Here is a 16,596-nt window from a genome sequence, read left to right as displayed (position 1 = left end):
TCAACGCTTGGACGTCTTGCGGATTTCCTTCTCGTCGGCCCATTCGATGGTGCCGGACTCGATGTTGGTCATGATCAGGCTGAACTTGTAGTACACGTCCGTGGTGTTGCTGGTGCGCTTGACGATGGAGGTGATGTTGCCTTCGATGCGGAACTGCGCGCCTTCCATCTTGCCGACCTTGGCGGTGGCGGATTTCTTGTACAGGCCGGTGTTGTTCTGACGGGTCAGTTCGTCGGTCTGATTCTGCATGCCGACGATGTCGGTGGCGAAGCGCATGGTGCCGCCCTTGAGCAATTGCACGCGGATCGAGTCGGTGATCGAACGGGTGTCGATGTATTCGCTGGTCTTGTTCTTGACATCGGCGATGGTCACCAGCGGCTTGCTCTTGTAGCCGGCAGCAGATTGGCCCAGCGAACGCGCCATCGATTCGGCGATGGTCTGCAGGTCGGTCGAACCGAATTCATTGGTGACTTGTTCGACGGCCTTGGCATCGCCGTACTGGACGTTGTTGCCGACAGTCGGCGTGCCGGTCTGGGCGCAGCCGAACAGCAGGGCGGAAATCAGGGTGAGGCCGGCGTAGCGGGCGGTAGTGTGCATCATGGCAATTCCTTGTGGTAATCAGTAATGTGAATCAAAGCGGAGACGGAGACCGGTGCGGTCTCAGCGTCCCATTAAAGGAGCGTCGCTGGTCGACAGCGATTTGTTGATGGTGGCGCTGAACTGGATCGCAAAGTCGCGCGCCTTGGTGGTCGGCGAGACCATCTGCAGCGTCAGCTTTTGTTCGCCGTTCACCAGCAGTGGTTTCCACGGTTCGTCGTCCCACACCTGGAAGCCGGTTTCGTCCATCCATTTGACACGGTAGTAAGCCGTGTGCTGGCGGTTGTCACGGTTGGTGAGTTCGGCCTGGACGTTGAGCAGGCCGTTCTGTTCGCGCATGCGCAGGCCGGTGAATTCCAGCGACGCCGGGGCTCCCAGCAATTCGATTTTGGAGGCGATGGTTTGCGCCTGGACCGGCATGGCTTGCATGCCGAGCGCGAACGCGGACGCCAGTGCGCCTGCGCGCAATGCGTGTTTGATGTTCATGTGGACGACTCCCTGTTTAATCCTGTTTCAGCGCCCGTGTGTTCACGGTGCGCTGACACTGGCCGATACCGGCACAATGGCTTTTTTCTTGGTGTTGCTGGCGATCGTCGCGGCTTTTTCCGCCGGTGCTGCGGCTACCGTATCGTTGCCAGCATTCTTGTTGTTCGCCGCCACCTTTTTGCCGGTGGTTTTGGCCTTGGCGTTCTTGGCTGCGGGGATCGGTTTTTCCGGCGCCGCCAACGCTAAAGCTGCTTGCTCGGCATTATAGGGGGTCTGCGCCAGATAGAGCGAGGGACCCGAAGTGCGCAGCGAGACCATGGCATACGCGCCGGAGACGCCGACTTCGCGCAATTGCGGACCGGTCGCGGTCGGCAGCAGGATCTTGTGCATGCCCGGTGCCAGTTTCACGCGCGCCACCGAGAAGAAGCCCGGCAGGGTGCGCCAGGTGCGTTCATCGGCGACTTCACCCAGCATCGTGCCGGCTTTGGCGGCGATGCTCAGCAGCGAACCGAACATGCCCAGCGAGCCGGAATTGTCGTCGATGGCTTTTTGCGCCACGCCCTTGGTGATGGCGCGGATGGACGAGCGCGCAATGATGCCCGGCATTTCATCCGACAGCGCGCGGCGCGCCATCTGGTCGACGCTGGTCAGCAGAGCGACTTGCACCGGCTTGTCGTCGACCGTGATGCTGGCGGGGACCACCGAATTGTCGGCGGCGCGGATGACCGGCCACGAAATCGGCGTGGCGATCAGGCTCAGGCCGCTGCGACCAGGGATCGGCAGGATGATCGGCAGGGTCATCGAACTGATCGCCGGCGCGCTGCCCGACTCAATCACGATGAGCGTATCGACCAGTTTCGGCGAACGGTTGCGTACGCGACCGTCCAGTCCTTTCAATCCTTCTTCCAGCGTGGCCTGGCCGGGACGCATTTCGATCGCCTTGCGATAGCCGGCAGCCGCCAGCGATGGCTCACCCAGGCCTTCGTACACGAAGCCGGCGAGGTAATTGGCGAACGCCGACTCGTAGGAATTCTTCAGTGCGCGCACGGCCGGGTCTTCCAGCGTTTCCACCGGATAGCCGTTGAGTTCCTTGAAGGAAGTGGTCTTCAGACCCTTCGATTCGGCGCTGCTCTTGGCGGCGTCGAGTTCCTTGCTGCGGAAGTCGGCGATGATCGCTTCGCGCTCGTGCATCTTCTTGATTTCGGTGCGCGCCGAATCCCAGTCGCCGATGGCCAGATGGTCCAGCGCCAGGCGCAGGTTGATGAAGACTTTTTCGTAGTCGCGGCCGTCATAGCGGCGCGTGGTGTCGTTGAGCACGAAGGAGCCGATGTCGCCCATCAGCTTGGACGGATCGGTCTTGACTTGGTCTTCCCAGCCGCGCACCTTTTCGTCGGCGGCCAGCCAGGTTTCCTTGCTGGCTTCATAGGAACCCTTCATGCGCAGCAGTTCGCCCTTTTCCATGAAGTAGAGCAGGTCCTTGTCCTTGTCGGGGTTCTGCTGTTCCAGCGCCTGCAAGGCCAGGTCCGCGCTGCCGGACTTCATGGCGTCGACGGTCGTGGTCGCCTTGCGGTCGTAGCCGTTGGTGGCGCAACCGGCCAATAGTGAAACCAGCGAGATCAGGCAGATGCCGCCGCCCATGTTTTTTCCGAGCCGCTTGATGGTCAATGCGACGGATTTGTTTTGTTCTTGCATTTTTTATCCTCCCCAGGATATGAGCTGCTGCCGAAAGATGCCGGCAGGCATTTTTTTGTTGCATTTATTGTAAAGACGGCCGTCGAAAAAAGCCTCATTCGTTTGAATGAGATGGCGAAATGTTCTATGCTCGGCCACAGGGATAGAAGTCGCGACAAAAAACGTCAAACAACGCGATTCAGGGGTTTCTTTATGTCAACGGGGAATGCGGAACAGCGCTTCGGCCAGCTGGTGGAGTTGATTTACGACTCCGTCCAGGATCTGAGCCGGATCGCGCCGGCCATGGAAATGATCTGCCGCGAGGTGGGCGCCATCGCCGGTCACTACGTCCACATGGATGTGGAAAGCCGCGAAGTGATCGCGTCCTGCGTGAGCAACAGCGACTATCAAGCCGGCGATCTCGAATACAAGGAATACTACAGCCAGGTCGACGACCGCCTCGGCTGGCTTGCCACCGGGCGGGTCGGCGAGTGGCGCGCCGACCATCAGCGTTTCGACGAGCGATTCGTGCGCAAGAGCGAAATCTACAATGACTTCCTGTTCAAGTATGGCGGCCGCCACATGGTGGTCGGGCGTATCGGCGAGCGCACCACGCAATCCGAGGCGATCGCTTTCCTGCGTCCGCTGGGCGCGGATGAATACGCCGAAACCGAATACGCCTTCCTGCGCAGCCTGTCGCCACACCTGATCCGTTCGGCCACGCTGCGCGCACGCATGCAGACGCTGGAGCGCCAGCAGACGGCCAGCGAATCGGTGGTGGCGCATCTGCCTTACGGTACCTTATGGATCAACGCCGCTGGCCGCATCGTCTCGCTCAATCCGCAGGCGACCACCATCCTGGCCGCCGCCGACGGCTTGTCCGTGCGCAATGACAAGCTGGTTGTGTCCGAGCCGGCCGACGCCGAACGGCTGCAGCACGCGCTGCGCATGGCGACCACGACGGAGCCGCGGCAGGGACAATGGTTCGCCATCGCGCGCCGCAAGCAATCGACGCCGCTGCTGGTGTCGGTGATTCCGGCGACGATTCCTGCTGCGCTCGATCCCTTGTGCGGCGGTCCGTTTGCCCTGCTGATCCTGCAGGACATGACGCGCCAGCGCGTCTCGCGATCGGCGCAATTGCAGGTCATTTATCGCCTGACGCCGGCCGAGACACGCTTGGCCGAAGCGCTGCTCGAGAACGACACCATCGAGTCGTATGCGCTCAAAAACGACATCAGCCGCAATACCGTGCGTACCCATCTGGCCAGCCTGTTCGCCAAAACCGGCGCCAAGCGCCAGGCGGAGCTGATCCGTACCTTGCTGGCGTCGCAGCCGCACGTGATGCTTTAGCAAGGCAAAAACGCGGACTCGGTACGCGAGCCAGCTATAATGGCGGTCTCCGTGCAACATGTTGCAAGACCACTTCCACTCTTACTTACGCCATGCAATACGTCTCCACTCGCGGTCACTCTGCCACACCTTCCTTTTCCGAAATCCTGCTGGGCGGCCTGGCGCCGGACGGCGGCCTGTACTTGCCGGCGCAGTATCCGCAAGTCACCGGCGCCGAGCTCGATCAATGGCGCACGCTGTCCTATGCGGACCTGGCCTATCAAGTGCTGAAGAAGTTCGCCGGCGACATTCCCGACGCCGACCTCAAGGCGCTGACGCACAAGACCTACACCGCCGAGGTGTATCGCAACACGCGTGCCGGTGAAGATGCTGCGCAGATCACGCCGCTGCGCACGCTGGAAGACAAGGATGGCAAGAAGCTGGTACTGCAAGGCCTGTCGAATGGCCCGACGCTGGCCTTCAAGGACATGGCGATGCAGTTGCTGGGCAACCTGTTCGAATATGCGCTGGCCAAGAAGGGCGCTGAACTCAACATCGTCGGCGCGACTTCCGGCGACACCGGCAGCGCTGCCGAATACGCCATGCGCGGCAAACAGGGCATCCGTGTCTTCATGCTGTCGCCGCACAAGAAGATGAGCGCGTTCCAGACCGCACAGATGTTCAGCCTGCAGGATCCGAACATCTTCAACCTCGCGGTGGAAGGCGTGTTCGACGATTGCCAGGACATCGTCAAGGCAATCTCCAACGATCTCGGCTACAAGGCCGCGCAAAAAATCGGCACAGTCAATTCGATCAACTGGGCGCGTGTCGTGGCGCAGGTGGTGTATTACTTCCGCGGCTATCTTTCGGCCACGACCAGCAATGAACAGAAGGTCTCGTTCACGGTACCGTCGGGCAATTTCGGCAATATCTGTGCCGGCCACATCGCGCGCATGATGGGCCTGCCGATCGACAAGCTGGTGGTCGCCACCAACGAGAACGATGTGCTCGACGAATTCTTCCGCACCGGCGTCTATCGCGTGCGCAAGTCGGCCGAGACTTACCACACCAGCAGCCCGAGCATGGACATCAGCAAGGCGTCCAACTTCGAGCGCTTTATCTACGACTTGCTCGGTCGCGACAGCACACGCGTCAAGGCCCTGTTCCACAAGGTCGAGACCGCAGGCGGCTTCGACCTGACCGGCAAACCGGGCAGCGACGGCGATGAATTCGCCAGCGTGATCCGCTACGGCTTCGCCTCGGGCAAGTCGACGCATGCCGACCGCCTGGAAACCATCCGCTTCGCCGAAAAGAGCTACGGCATCACGGTCGACACCCATACTGCCGACGGCATCAAGGTCGCGCGTGAGAATCTCGCCGAAGGCGTCACCATGATCGTGCTGGAAACCGCTTTGCCGGCCAAGTTCAACGAGACCATCCGTGAAGCGCTGGGCCGCGATGCCGACCGTCCGGCGGGCTTTGAAAACATCGAAGCGCTGCCGCAGCGTTTCGAGGTCATGTCTGCCGACGCCGCCAAGGTCAAAGCCTTTGTGGCAACGCACACCGGGCTGTAAGCAAAGCACATGAGCAAGGTCGCGACCATCAGATTGCTGGTCGCGTCGTCGCTGCTTGCCGGCGTCGTCGCCTCTGCCGCGGCGGCTCCTGACGAAGACGCGCTGGGAAAATCTTCCGGCTATCCGGTCGCCTCCAATCTCCGCCAGGCCTATCAGCAGCACTACCTGGTGGGCTCCTTCAGCGCGATGGACAGCTTCAATCCCTCCTGTACGCTGGCGTCGTCGCGCGATCCGGTGGCGCTGGAAAAGAACGCTACCGAGACCGCTTTCATCTATCGCTTTCGCGGCGACACGTTCACGCTCGACGACTACATGACGCGCCAGCGCGCCACGGCCGTCGTGGTGGTGAAAGACGGCCGCATCGTGGCCGAGCGCTACAACTACGCGCGCACGCCCGACATGCGCATGTTGTCCAATTCCATGGCCAAGACCATCGTCGCGCTGGGCGTCATGAAGGCGCTGGAAGACGGAAGCATCCACTCGCTGGAAGATCCGGCGAAAACCTATGTCCCAAAACTGGCCGGCTCTCTCTATGGCGAAACGCGCATCGTCAATCTGCTGCGCATGGCCTCCGGCGCCAGGTATGTCGAAGACTATTCGGCGCACGATGACCGCGCCGCCTTCAACGACATCATGCGCAAGTCAGGCACGCTTGAAGCTGTACGCAGCGTCATCGAGCGCAGCGATCCGGAAGGCGAGCGTTTCAACTATGCCGGCGCGCAGACCAACGTGCTGGCGCTGGTGTTGCGCGCCGCCACCGGGCGCACTCTGTGCGACTACATCGGTGAAAAAATCTGGCAGCCGATCGGCGCCCAAGCCAAGGCCACCTGGATGCTCAATCCCGGCGACGGCATCGAAGTGGCGCAAGGCGGCTTCAACGCCACTGTGTACGACTACGCACGACTTGGGATGATGATGGCGGCCGACGGCGAGGTGCGCGGCAACGCCGTGGTGCAGCGCGAACATCTGCTCGACATGACCGACCCTGAGCGTCAGCCCGCGGCATTCCGGCCGGGGACCATGTCGTATCACGGCAGCAAGTATTCCGGCTACGGCCTGCAAACCTGGATCCTGCCCGGCAGCCGGCGTCGCTTTGCGCTGCTGGGGGTGTACGGCCAGGCGGTTTTCGTCGACCCTGAACTCAGGCTGGTGGTGGTGCACACGGCAGTGGGCAAGGACGCATCAGGCGACGCCAGCGGCGCGCATCTCGGCGCAGAGCGCGACGCTTTGTTGCGGGGGATCGTGGCGACTTACGGCAAGTGGTAATCGCCATCGCCCGATCTCGTCGAACTGCTCAGGCCGGATGCCGCCAGTAATTCGGCTGGGCATAGGTATGCCGCAAAAAATCCACGAAGGCGCGTATTCGCAGCGGCAGATGCCGGCGTTGGGCAAAGACCGCATAAATCGCCGGCGCCGGTGCATCGAACTTGTCCAGCACCGTCACCAGTTCACCCGATTCGAGCGCGGCGCCGACTTCCCACATGGAACGCCAGGCCAGCCCCTTGCCGTTGAGCGCCCAGTTGTGCAGCACTTCGCCGTCGTTGCAGACCATATTGCCGCCGACCTTGTAGACGCTGACCTTGCCGTGCTGTCTCAACGTCCAGCCGCGCTGGCTGCCTTCGCTGCTGATGGCCAGGCAGTTGTGGCGCGCCAGGTCGTCGGGCGTCTCGGGAATGCCATGGCGGCGCAGATAAGAAGGCGCCGCCACCACCACGCGGTGGTTCTCGGCCAGCTTGACGCTGATCAGGTTGGAATCGGTCAGCGCGGCGATACGGATGGCGACGTCGACGCCTTCGCCGATCAGGTCGACGATGCGGTCGTTGAGGTTGAGCGTGAGCGTGACGTCGCGATGTTCGGTCAGGAAGGAGGGCACCAGCGGCGCCACGTGCTGGCGGCCGAAACCGGCGGGAGCCGAGATCAGCAGGTTGCCGCTGGCGCGCGCGCTGCGTTCCGAGACCGAGGATTCGGCGTCTTCGAGGTCGGTCAGGATGCGCTGGCAGTCTTCCAGGAAGGCCGCACCTTCATTGGTCAGCACGATCTTGCGGGTGGTCCGCTGCAGCAGCTTGACGCCCAGGCGTTCCTCCAGGGCATCGAGCCGGCGCCCGATCATGGCGGGGGCGATGCCCTCGGCGCGGGCGGCGGCCGACAGGCTGCCTTTGGCGGCGACGTCAACGAAGGTGGAGATTTGCTTGAACTGATCCATGGCGGTACTCTCGAAGGCTGGAAAGCGGCACAGCCATTATCTCGTCACTTGTGACTAAAACGCAAAGATAAAGTGATAAAACGTTTCACTCATGTGGATTTAGTTTAAATATACTAAGTGCACAAAAATACAATTCGACAAGACATTGTCATCCGATTTTTTATCTACTTAGGAGCACAGCATGACGCAATTGACACTGCCGGCCGGGATGCAGATTTCTGGTGAAATCAAGCCTGGTTATGAACAGATCCTGACGCCTGACGCGCTCGCGCTGGTAGCCAAATTAAGCCGCGCCTTCGAGTCGCGTCGCCAAGAGTTGCTGGCCGCGCGCGTTGAGCGTGTAAAGCGTCTGGACGCCGGCGAGCGTCCCGACTTCCTGCCTGAGACTGCGAACATCCGCAGCGGCGACTGGAAGATCGCACCGATTCCTGAAGCACTGAAATGCCGCCGCGTCGAAATCACCGGCCCGGTCGAGCGCAAGATGGTCATCAACGCCTTCAACTCGGGCGCCGACAGCTACATGACCGACTTCGAAGATTCGAACTCGCCGGTCTGGGACAACCAGATCAGCGGCCAGATCAATCTGTTCGACGCCATCCGCCGCACCATTTCGCTGGAATCGAATGGCAAGAGCTACAAGCTCAACGACAAGATCGCCACGCTGGTGGTGCGCCCGCGCGGCTGGCACCTGGACGAGAAGCACGTCACCATCGACGGCAAGCGCATCTCCGGCGGCATCTTCGACTTCGCGCTGTTCCTGTTCCATAACGCCAAGGAGCAACTGGCGCGCGGCGCCGGTCCTTACTTCTACCTGCCGAAGATGGAATCGCACCTGGAAGCGCGCCTGTGGAACGACATCTTCGTGATGGCGCAAAACGAAATCGGCCTGCCGCAAGGCACCATCAAGGCGACCGTGCTGATCGAAACGATCACCGCCGCCTTCGAAATGGAAGAAATCCTGTACGAACTGCGCGAGCACAGCTCGGGCCTGAACGCCGGCCGCTGGGATTACATCTTCTCCTGCATCAAGAAATTCAAGAACGATAAGGACTTCTGCCTGGCCGACCGCGCCAAGGTTACGATGACCGCACCGTTCATGCGTTCGTATGCGTTGCTGTTGCTGAAGACCTGCCACAAGCGCGGCGCGCCCGCCATCGGCGGCATGAGCGCACTGATCCCGATCAAGAACGATCCGGAAAAGAACGCCATCGCCATGCAAGGCATCATCAACGACAAGCGTCGCGATGCGACCGACGGCTACGACGGCGGCTGGGTGGCTCACCCGGGTCTGGTCGAACCATCGATGAAGGAATTCGTGGCGGTGTTGGGCGACAAGCCGAACCAGTTCGAGAAGCAACGTCCGGACGTCGACGTCAAGGCGGCCGACCTGCTCAACTTCCAGCCTGAAACGCCGATCACCGAAGCCGGCCTGCGCTACAACATCAACGTCGGCATCCACTACCTCGGTGCCTGGCTGGCCGGTAACGGTTGCGTGCCTATCCACAACCTGATGGAAGATGCGGCAACTGCGGAAATCAGCCGCGCACAAGTCTGGCAATGGATCCGCAGCAGCAAGGGCAACCTGGAAGACGGCCGCAAGGTCACTGCCGACATGGTGCGCGCGATGATTCCGGAAGAACTGGCCAAGGTCAAGGAAGTGGCCGGTACCGGTCCGACCTACGACCGCGCCGCCAAGATCTTCGAAGACATGTCGACGTCGGAGACGTTTGCCGAATTCCTGACATTGCCGCTGTACGAAGAAATCTGATGAAGCGCTGATGCGGCGAGGCGGCGATCTGCACTGAGGTCGCCGTTTCTCCAGCATCGCTCTACACGCAAAAACGCCCGGTCATGCCGGGCGTTTTGCATTGGAGCAGGGCACTCACCAACGTGTCATCACAAATCTCCGGACGAAAAAAATCCCCGACAAGTCGGGGATTTTTCATCATCGAAGCAAACCGACGAATCGATTTGCTTATCTGCGCAATTATTGCGGGACGATGTTCGAAGCTTGCTTGCCCTTAGGACCAGTAGTCACTTCGAAAGAAACGCGTTGGTTTTCTTTCAGGGACTTGAAGCCGTTCGATTGGATAGCCGAGAAGTGAGCGAACAAATCTTCGCCGCCTTCGTCAGGAGTAATGAAGCCGAAGCCCTTCGAGTCATTGAACCACTTTACGATACCAGTTGCCATGTTAATTCCTAAATAAGTTAGTGTGGGCTTTTTGCCCGTTATTATCGTTTAAACCTAGAGAGGAATGACAGACTAATACCGCACTACCAACTCGAATCTTAACGACCGTTTAATTATACCGATTAAATCGCCAATGCAAGCGTTTTTCACTCTATGAGAATGATTTAATTTGCTGCCGTTTTGTATACCAAAACGACCGCTTCGGCGGCGATGCCTTCTTCGCGACCGAGGTAGCCCAGCTTTTCGTTGGTCTTGGCCTTGATGTTTACTTGCTCCGGTGCAATGCCAAGATCAGCGGCCACATGGGCCACCATGGATGGAATATGCGGCGCCATTTTGGGCGCTTGCGCGATGATGGTGGCGTCGATGTTGCCGATCACATAACCGGCGGCGGCCAGGCGCTTGACCGCTTCACGCAGCAGCACGCGCGAGTCGGCGCCCTTGAACTGCACATCGGTATCGGGGAAATGGCGGCCGATGTCGCCCAATCCCGCCGAGCCGAAAATCGCATCGGTGATGGCGTGCAGCAACACATCCGCGTCAGAATGTCCAAGCAGGCCGGTCTTGTGCGGGATGTCGACGCCGCCGATGATCAGCTTGCGCCCTGTCACCAGAGCGTGGCAATCGTAGCCCTGGCCGATGCGGAATGGAGGAGGGGAAAACGTCATGCGGTATATCCTTTATATCCTTATGTCTTCAGGAAGAGTTCAGCCAGCGCGACATCGTGCGCCAGCGTGACTTTAAAATTGCGCGGGCTGCCTTCGACCAGCTTTGGCTGCAGGCCCAGCATCTCGACGGCGCTGGCGTCGTCGGTGATGTCGCTGACGCGATTTTGCGCATGCGCCTGTTCCAGCGCCCGCATCAACAAACCGTAGCGGAACATCTGTGGCGTCTGCGCCGCCCACAGCGCATCGCGCGGCACGGTGGCCTGCACGCGCTCCCGCCGCTCCGGCGTGCCGCCGCTGCGCTTGAGCGTGTCCACCACCGGCAGCGCCAGCAGGCCGCCAACTTCATCGTCATGCAGCGAGGCGATGAGACGCTCCAGTAATTCAGCGGTCAGCCCTGGGCGTGCGGCGTCATGCACCAGCACCCAGTCGTCCGCGCCGAGCTTCGCGCTGATCGCTTGCAAACCATTCAGCACGCTATCCTGGCGCGTCGCGCCGCCGTTGCGCAGCACTGTCAGCTTGCCTGCCAGTTGCGGCTGCGTCTTCAGGAAGTCGCCGATGTAACCGTCGTCGGCGCTGACCACGAGGAAAGTGTGGGCGATCAGCGCGCTGGAAGCGAAGGTGTCGAGCGCATATTGCAGCATCGGTTTGCCGGCCAGCGGCAGGTATTGCTTGGGAATGGCGCCGCCCACGCGTGCGCCGATGCCGGCGGCGGGGATCAGCGCAAAATGGCGGGCCTGAGGTGACGATGCGGAAGCGGTCATGCCGGTGCGCCATGACGGCAAGAGCGCAGAAAATGCCTGCGTGCGGCGCCTTGGGGCGCAGCCTTGCCAGCAGAGGGCTTCGTTTATAATGTGAGGCTGAATTCTAAAGCCAAATTTGGCTTCTTTCGCAGTATTTTGCGCGCCCCAGGCGCCTTCCGATCCAGCTAATGTCTTTTGACCTGAAAAAATCCCTTCCCAAGCCGGGTGCGCGCTTTGTTCCGCCGGCGCCGCATGGTTCCGCCGACGCCTATCTGCTGGCGCAAGCCGCGCTTGCCTTGAAAGCCAACAAGCGCATGCTGACCGTGGTCGTCGCCAACGCCACCGATGCGCAGCGCCTGCTGGCGGAAATCCCGTGGTTTCAGCGTAGCGCTGAGGGCGAAGACAAGCTGCGCTGCCATTTGCTGCCGGACTGGGAAACGCTGCCTTACGACGCCTTTTCGCCGCATCAGGATCTGGTCTCGGAGCGTCTGGCCACCTTGTATGAAGTGCAGAGCGGCCAGTGCGACGTGCTGATCGTGCCGGCCACCACCGCTTTGTTGCGCATGGCGCCGCCGGGTTTCCTGGCCGCCTACACCTTCTTCTTCAAGCAGGGCGAGAAGCTCGACGAGGCGCGTCTGAAGTCGCAATTGACGCTGGCCGGTTACACCCACGTCACGCAAGTCATGTCGCCCGGCGAGTATTCGGTGCGCGGCGGTCTGATCGATATTTTTCCAATGGGCTCGGCGCTGCCGTATCGCCTCGATCTGTTCGGCGACACCATCGAAACCATCCGCACCTTCGACGCCGACACCCAGCGTTCGCTGTATCCGGTGCGCGAAGTGCGCCTGCTGCCGGGCCGCGAATTCCCGATGGACGAAGTTTCACGCACCGCTTTCCGCAGCCGCTGGCGCGAAGTGTTTGAAGGCGATCCTTCTCGATCTGCGATCTACAAGGACATCGGCAACGGCATCGCCTCGGCCGGCATCGAATATTATCTGCCGTTGTTTTTTGAAGAGACCGCGACATTGTTCCGCTATCTGCCCGAGGACAGTATGTTCGCCACGGTCGGCGACATCGATCAGGCCATCAAGCGTTTCTGGAGCGACACGCGCTCGCGCCACAACTTCCTCAAGGCCGATCGCGAACGTCCGGTGCTGGCGCCGGAGCAGGTGTTCCTCACCGACGAGGATTTCTTCACACTGGTCAAGCCTTACGGCCGCTGGGTATTGCAAACCGACGACGCGCCATCGGCTTTGTCTGCGCCGATTCCCAACGTCGCAGTCAATCGTCGTACTGACGATCCGCTGACCAACCTGCGCGGCTATCTGCTCAAAACCGGCAAGCGCGTCTTGCTGTGCGCCGAGTCCAACGGACGTCGCGAAACCTTGCAGCAATACTTCGCCGAATACGACCTGCATCCGGCGCTGTGCGACGGCTACGACAGCTTCATCGGCAACACCGAGCCGCTGATGCTGGGCGTGGCGCCCTTGCATGCCGGCTTCGAGCTGGAACAGGAGCAGGTCGTCTTCATTACCGAGACCGAACTGTATGCAGGTTCCGGTCGCCGCGTCGGCCGCAAGAAGCAGGAAAACGTCACGCAGGTCGAGCACATGGTGCGCGATTTGTCCGAGCTCAAGATCGGCGACCCGGTGGTACACGCCAACCACGGCATCGGCCGCTACATGGGTTTGCTCAGCATGGATCTGGGCGAGGGCGAGACTGAATTCCTGCACTTGGAATACGCCAAGGAAGCCAAGCTCTACGTGCCAGTTTCGCAACTGCATGTGATCGCGCGCTATTCGGGCGCCTCGCCGGAAGATGCGCCGCTCCATTCGCTCGGTTCCGGCCAGTGGGAAAAAGCCAAGCGCAAGGCGGCGCAGCAGATCCGCGACACCGCGGCAGAATTGCTCAACCTGTATGCGCGCCGCGCGCTGCGCCAGGGCCATGCCTTCCAGTATTCCGCACGCGATTACGAAACCTTCGCCGAGAGTTTCGGCTTTGAAGAGACGCCCGACCAGGCTGCCGCCATCAACGCTGTCATCGGCGACATGACCAGCGGCAAGCCGATGGACCGGCTGATCTGCGGCGATGTCGGTTTCGGCAAGACCGAGGTGGCCCTGCGCGCCGCCTTCGTCGCCGTCATGGGCGGCAAGCAGGTCGCCATCCTGGCACCGACCACCTTGCTGGCGGAGCAGCATGCGCAGACCTTCGCCGACCGCTTCGCCAACTGGCCGGTACGCATTGCCGAGCTGTCGCGGTTCCGTACCGGAAAAGAAATCACCCAAGCCATCAAGGGCATGGCCGACGGCACGCTCGACATCATCATCGGCACGCATAAGCTGCTGTCCGACGACGTCAAATTCTCGCGCCTGGGCCTGGTCATCATCGATGAAGAACACCGCTTCGGCGTGCGCCAGAAGGAAGCGCTTAAGTCGCTGCGCGCCGAGGTCGACGTGCTCACGCTGACCGCCACGCCGATTCCGCGCACGCTGGGCATGGCGCTGGAAGGTTTGCGCGATTTCTCCATCATCGCCACCGCGCCGCAAAAACGACTGGCGATCAAGACCTTCGTGCGCGCGGAAGGGGAGTCGACCATCCGCGAGGCCTGCCTGCGCGAATTGAAGCGCGGCGGCCAGGTCTACTTCCTGCACAACGAAGTCGATACGATTGAAAACCGCAAGGCCATGCTCGAAGCGCTGTTGCCGGAAGCACGCGTGGTCATCGCACACGGCCAGATGCATGAGCGCGACCTGGAAACGGTCATGCGCGATTTCGTCGCGCAGCGTTCCAACATCCTGCTGTGCACCACCATCATCGAGACTGGCATCGACGTGCCGACCGCCAACACCATCATCATGCATCGCGCCGACAAGTTCGGCCTGGCGCAGTTGCACCAGTTGCGCGGCCGCGTCGGCCGTTCGCATCACCAGGCCTATGCTTATCTTCTGGTGAACGACGTCAAGGGCTTGACCAAGCAGGCGCAACGCCGTCTCGAAGCGATCCAGCAGATGGAAGAACTCGGCAGCGGCTTCTACCTCGCCATGCACGACCTCGAAATCCGCGGCGCCGGCGAAGTGCTCGGCGACAGCCAGTCGGGGGAGATGCACGAGATCGGTTTTCAGATGTATTCCGACATGCTCAGCGAAGCCGTGCGTGCACTCAAGGACGGTCGCGAGCCGGATCTGGCGGCGCCGCTGGCCAGCACCACCGAGATCAACCTGCATGTGCCGGCCTTGCTGCCGAACGATTATTGCGGCGACGTCCACGAGCGCCTGTCGCTGTACAAACGTTTCGCCAACTGTACTTCGCAGGAAACCATCGACGCCTTGCAGGAAGAGCTGATCGATCGCTTCGGCAAGCTGCCTGAAGTCGCCAAGGCGCTGGTCGAGACGCATCGCCTGCGCATCGCTGCCAAGCCGCTCGGCATCATCAAGATCGACGCGCATGCCGAATCGGCGCTGCTGCAATTCGTGCCGAATCCGCCGGTCGACGCCATGCGCATCATCGAGCTGATCCAGAAGAATCGCCACATCAAGCTCAACGGCCAGGACAAGTTGCGCATCACTGCCAACATGCCCGATCTCAACGCGCGCGTGATGCAAATCAAGGCGACCATGCGCTCGCTGGTCGGCTGAAAAATTTTAAATACAAAGAAGACGCACCATGAATCTGATCTTGCAGGGACTGAACACCAATCGCGCCGACATCGAGGCCATCGTTGCACTCGCGCAGCCGCAGCGCGTGGTGGATATCAACGCGCATGCCTGGCGTTGCGAGGGTATTGCCCACAGCGCCGCGCTCAAGGCGCAAATCGACGCCGCCTGCCTGGCGCAACAAGTCGATTACGCTTTTGTCGAAGCGGGCCGCACGCTCAAGGATTTCAAGCTGGTGGCGATGGACATGGATTCGACGCTGATCACGATTGAATGCATCGACGAGATCGCCGACATGCAAGGCCTGAAGCCGCAAGTGTCTGAAATCACCGAAGCCGCCATGCGCGGTGAAATCGAATTCAACGAGAGCCTGACGCGTCGCGTTGCCTTGCTCAAGGGACTCGATGCCGGCGCCTTGCAGCGCGTCTACGACGAACGCCTGCAATTGTCCCTGGGCGCGGAGAAGATGCTGCAGGCGATCCAGGCCGCCGGTCTCAAGACCTTGCTGGTGTCGGGTGGTTTCACTTTCTTCACCGACCGCATGAAGAGTCGCCTCAATCTCGACTACACGCATTCCAACGAACTGGAAATCGTCGACGGCAAGCTGACCGGCAAAGTCGTCGGCGGCATCGTCAACGCCGAGGAAAAACGCCTGACCGTGGAGCGCGTTTGCGCCGAACTGGGTGTGCCGACCTCGCAAGCCATCGTCATGGGTGACGGCGCCAACGATCTGAAGATGATGGGCGTGAGCGGACTTTCGGTGGCGTTCCGCGCCAAACCAGTCGTGCGCGCTCAGGCAAGCGTGGCATTGAACTTTGTGGGACTCGACGGCATCTTGAACATACTGGCGTAATCACACGCATCTGCAAACAACCCGGGAGAAACGCATGGACACGACAAGTCAGGGAAATCAGGAACTGGTGTTCGACGCCAGGCTGCAATCGGCCAAGGACCTGGCGTGGTGGCTGTACATCTTCCACGGGCTGAGTCTGGTCTTGTCGCTGGGCATGCTGTCGTGGCTGCCGCTGATCGTCAACTACATCAAGCTCGGCGACGCCGCCGATACCTTCGTCTATAGCCACCACCGCTGGCAGATCCGCTCGTTCTGGTGGTATCTGTTCTGGATGTTTGCAGGCGGCCTGGCGTGGATCACCCTGATTGGCATTCCGCTGGCGGTGCTGATCTGGTCGCTGGCATGGATCTGGAAAGCCTATCGCATCATCAAAGGCTGGCTCGACCTCAACGACAACAAGGCCATGCCTGTTTGATCGGGTGGGGCGTCAAGCTCCTGTCATGCAGATGGATTAGAATGGGCCGGCAAGTTTCGGCAACAGCAGCAACCTCAGCAACATCAGCAACTGGAAATAATAGAAAAGAGAGGCGACAGCATGAATAAAGTCTATCCCGACGCGTCCAGCGCGTTATCCGGCATCGTCAAGGACGGCCAGACGATTGCCGTCGGCGGCTTCGGCCTGTGCGGCATT

Annotated in this window: 15 protein-coding genes; 8 read left to right on the top strand and 7 right to left on the bottom strand. The window is 60.7% G+C overall.

Annotated features, from left to right (window positions below; genetic code table 11):
* Genes lpoB through ACIROY_RS22005 form a run of 3 tightly spaced genes read right to left on the bottom strand, consistent with a single transcriptional unit; the run spans nt 1 to nt 2,775 of the window.
* The gene (gene lpoB, locus ACIROY_RS22015) at nt 1-600 is read right to left on the bottom strand and encodes a penicillin-binding protein activator LpoB (RefSeq protein ID WP_402278747.1); all 600 of its coding nucleotides are present in this window, start codon (nt 598-600) and stop codon (nt 1-3) included.
* 60 nt (nt 601-660) lie between these two features.
* The gene (locus ACIROY_RS22010; protein ID WP_402344236.1) at nt 661-1,083 is read right to left on the bottom strand and encodes a YcfL family protein; all 423 of its coding nucleotides are present in this window, start codon (nt 1,081-1,083) and stop codon (nt 661-663) included.
* A gap of 42 nt (nt 1,084-1,125) precedes the next feature.
* Complete coding sequence (locus ACIROY_RS22005; protein WP_402344234.1) at nt 1,126-2,775, bottom strand: COG3014 family protein; 1,650 nt, start codon at nt 2,773-2,775, stop codon at nt 1,126-1,128.
* A gap of 192 nt (nt 2,776-2,967) precedes the next feature.
* Between ACIROY_RS22005 and ACIROY_RS22000 the strand changes: the two genes are divergently transcribed.
* From ACIROY_RS22000 to ACIROY_RS21990, 3 genes are all read left to right on the top strand, one after another.
* Nucleotides 2,968-4,104 (top strand): helix-turn-helix transcriptional regulator, encoded by a 1,137-nt coding sequence (locus tag ACIROY_RS22000; RefSeq protein WP_402278753.1) that lies wholly within the window; start codon nt 2,968-2,970, stop codon nt 4,102-4,104.
* 92 nt (nt 4,105-4,196) lie between these two features.
* Nucleotides 4,197-5,657: a threonine synthase gene (thrC, locus tag ACIROY_RS21995; protein WP_402344231.1), complete on the top strand. Its 1,461-nt coding sequence runs from the start codon at nt 4,197-4,199 to the stop codon at nt 5,655-5,657.
* A gap of 9 nt (nt 5,658-5,666) precedes the next feature.
* On the top strand, nt 5,667-6,923 hold the full coding sequence (locus ACIROY_RS21990; RefSeq protein ID WP_402344228.1) for a serine hydrolase domain-containing protein: 1,257 nt from the start codon (nt 5,667-5,669) through the stop codon (nt 6,921-6,923).
* Nucleotides 6,924-6,951: 28 nt separating this feature from the next.
* Here ACIROY_RS21990 and ACIROY_RS21985 read toward each other — a convergent pair whose 3' ends face one another.
* On the bottom strand, nt 6,952-7,860 hold the full coding sequence (locus ACIROY_RS21985; RefSeq protein WP_116435586.1) for a LysR family transcriptional regulator: 909 nt from the start codon (nt 7,858-7,860) through the stop codon (nt 6,952-6,954).
* A gap of 181 nt (nt 7,861-8,041) precedes the next feature.
* On the opposite strand from ACIROY_RS21985, the gene aceB reads away from it, so the two are divergent.
* A complete protein-coding gene (aceB, locus tag ACIROY_RS21980; RefSeq protein WP_116435587.1) occupies nt 8,042-9,628 on the top strand; it encodes a malate synthase A in 1,587 nt (528 codons plus the stop codon).
* Between the two features lie 219 nt (nt 9,629-9,847).
* Here the strand turns inward: aceB and ACIROY_RS21975 are convergent, their stop codons facing one another.
* From ACIROY_RS21975 to ispD, 3 genes are all read right to left on the bottom strand, one after another.
* The gene (locus ACIROY_RS21975; protein WP_053197264.1) at nt 9,848-10,051 is read right to left on the bottom strand and encodes a cold-shock protein; all 204 of its coding nucleotides are present in this window, start codon (nt 10,049-10,051) and stop codon (nt 9,848-9,850) included.
* Nucleotides 10,052-10,215: 164 nt separating this feature from the next.
* Nucleotides 10,216-10,719, bottom strand: a complete 504-nt coding sequence (gene ispF / locus ACIROY_RS21970) for a 2-C-methyl-D-erythritol 2,4-cyclodiphosphate synthase (RefSeq protein WP_402344225.1) — start codon at nt 10,717-10,719, stop codon at nt 10,216-10,218.
* 20 nt (nt 10,720-10,739) lie between these two features.
* Nucleotides 10,740-11,480, bottom strand: a complete 741-nt coding sequence (gene ispD / locus ACIROY_RS21965; RefSeq protein ID WP_402344223.1) for a 2-C-methyl-D-erythritol 4-phosphate cytidylyltransferase — start codon at nt 11,478-11,480, stop codon at nt 10,740-10,742.
* Nucleotides 11,481-11,647: 167 nt separating this feature from the next.
* Between ispD and mfd the strand changes: the two genes are divergently transcribed.
* The 4 genes from mfd to ACIROY_RS21945 form a co-directional block, all read left to right on the top strand.
* Complete coding sequence (mfd, locus tag ACIROY_RS21960; protein WP_402344220.1) at nt 11,648-15,094, top strand: transcription-repair coupling factor; 3,447 nt, start codon at nt 11,648-11,650, stop codon at nt 15,092-15,094.
* A 28-nt stretch (nt 15,095-15,122) separates the two neighbouring features.
* Nucleotides 15,123-15,965, top strand: a complete 843-nt coding sequence (serB, locus tag ACIROY_RS21955) for a phosphoserine phosphatase SerB (RefSeq protein WP_402344217.1) — start codon at nt 15,123-15,125, stop codon at nt 15,963-15,965.
* A gap of 34 nt (nt 15,966-15,999) precedes the next feature.
* On the top strand, nt 16,000-16,380 hold the full coding sequence (locus ACIROY_RS21950) for a DUF4870 family protein (protein WP_402344214.1): 381 nt from the start codon (nt 16,000-16,002) through the stop codon (nt 16,378-16,380).
* 120 nt (nt 16,381-16,500) lie between these two features.
* A partial coding sequence (locus ACIROY_RS21945; protein ID WP_402278782.1) for a CoA-transferase occupies nt 16,501-16,596 on the top strand: 96 nt, incomplete at its 3' end.

The sequence above is a fragment of the Herbaspirillum sp. NPDC101396 genome, from assembly GCF_044767365.1.
Classification (GTDB): Bacteria; Pseudomonadota; Gammaproteobacteria; order Burkholderiales; family Burkholderiaceae_D; genus Herbaspirillum.
This window is presented reverse-complemented; position numbering and strand designations above follow the sequence as displayed.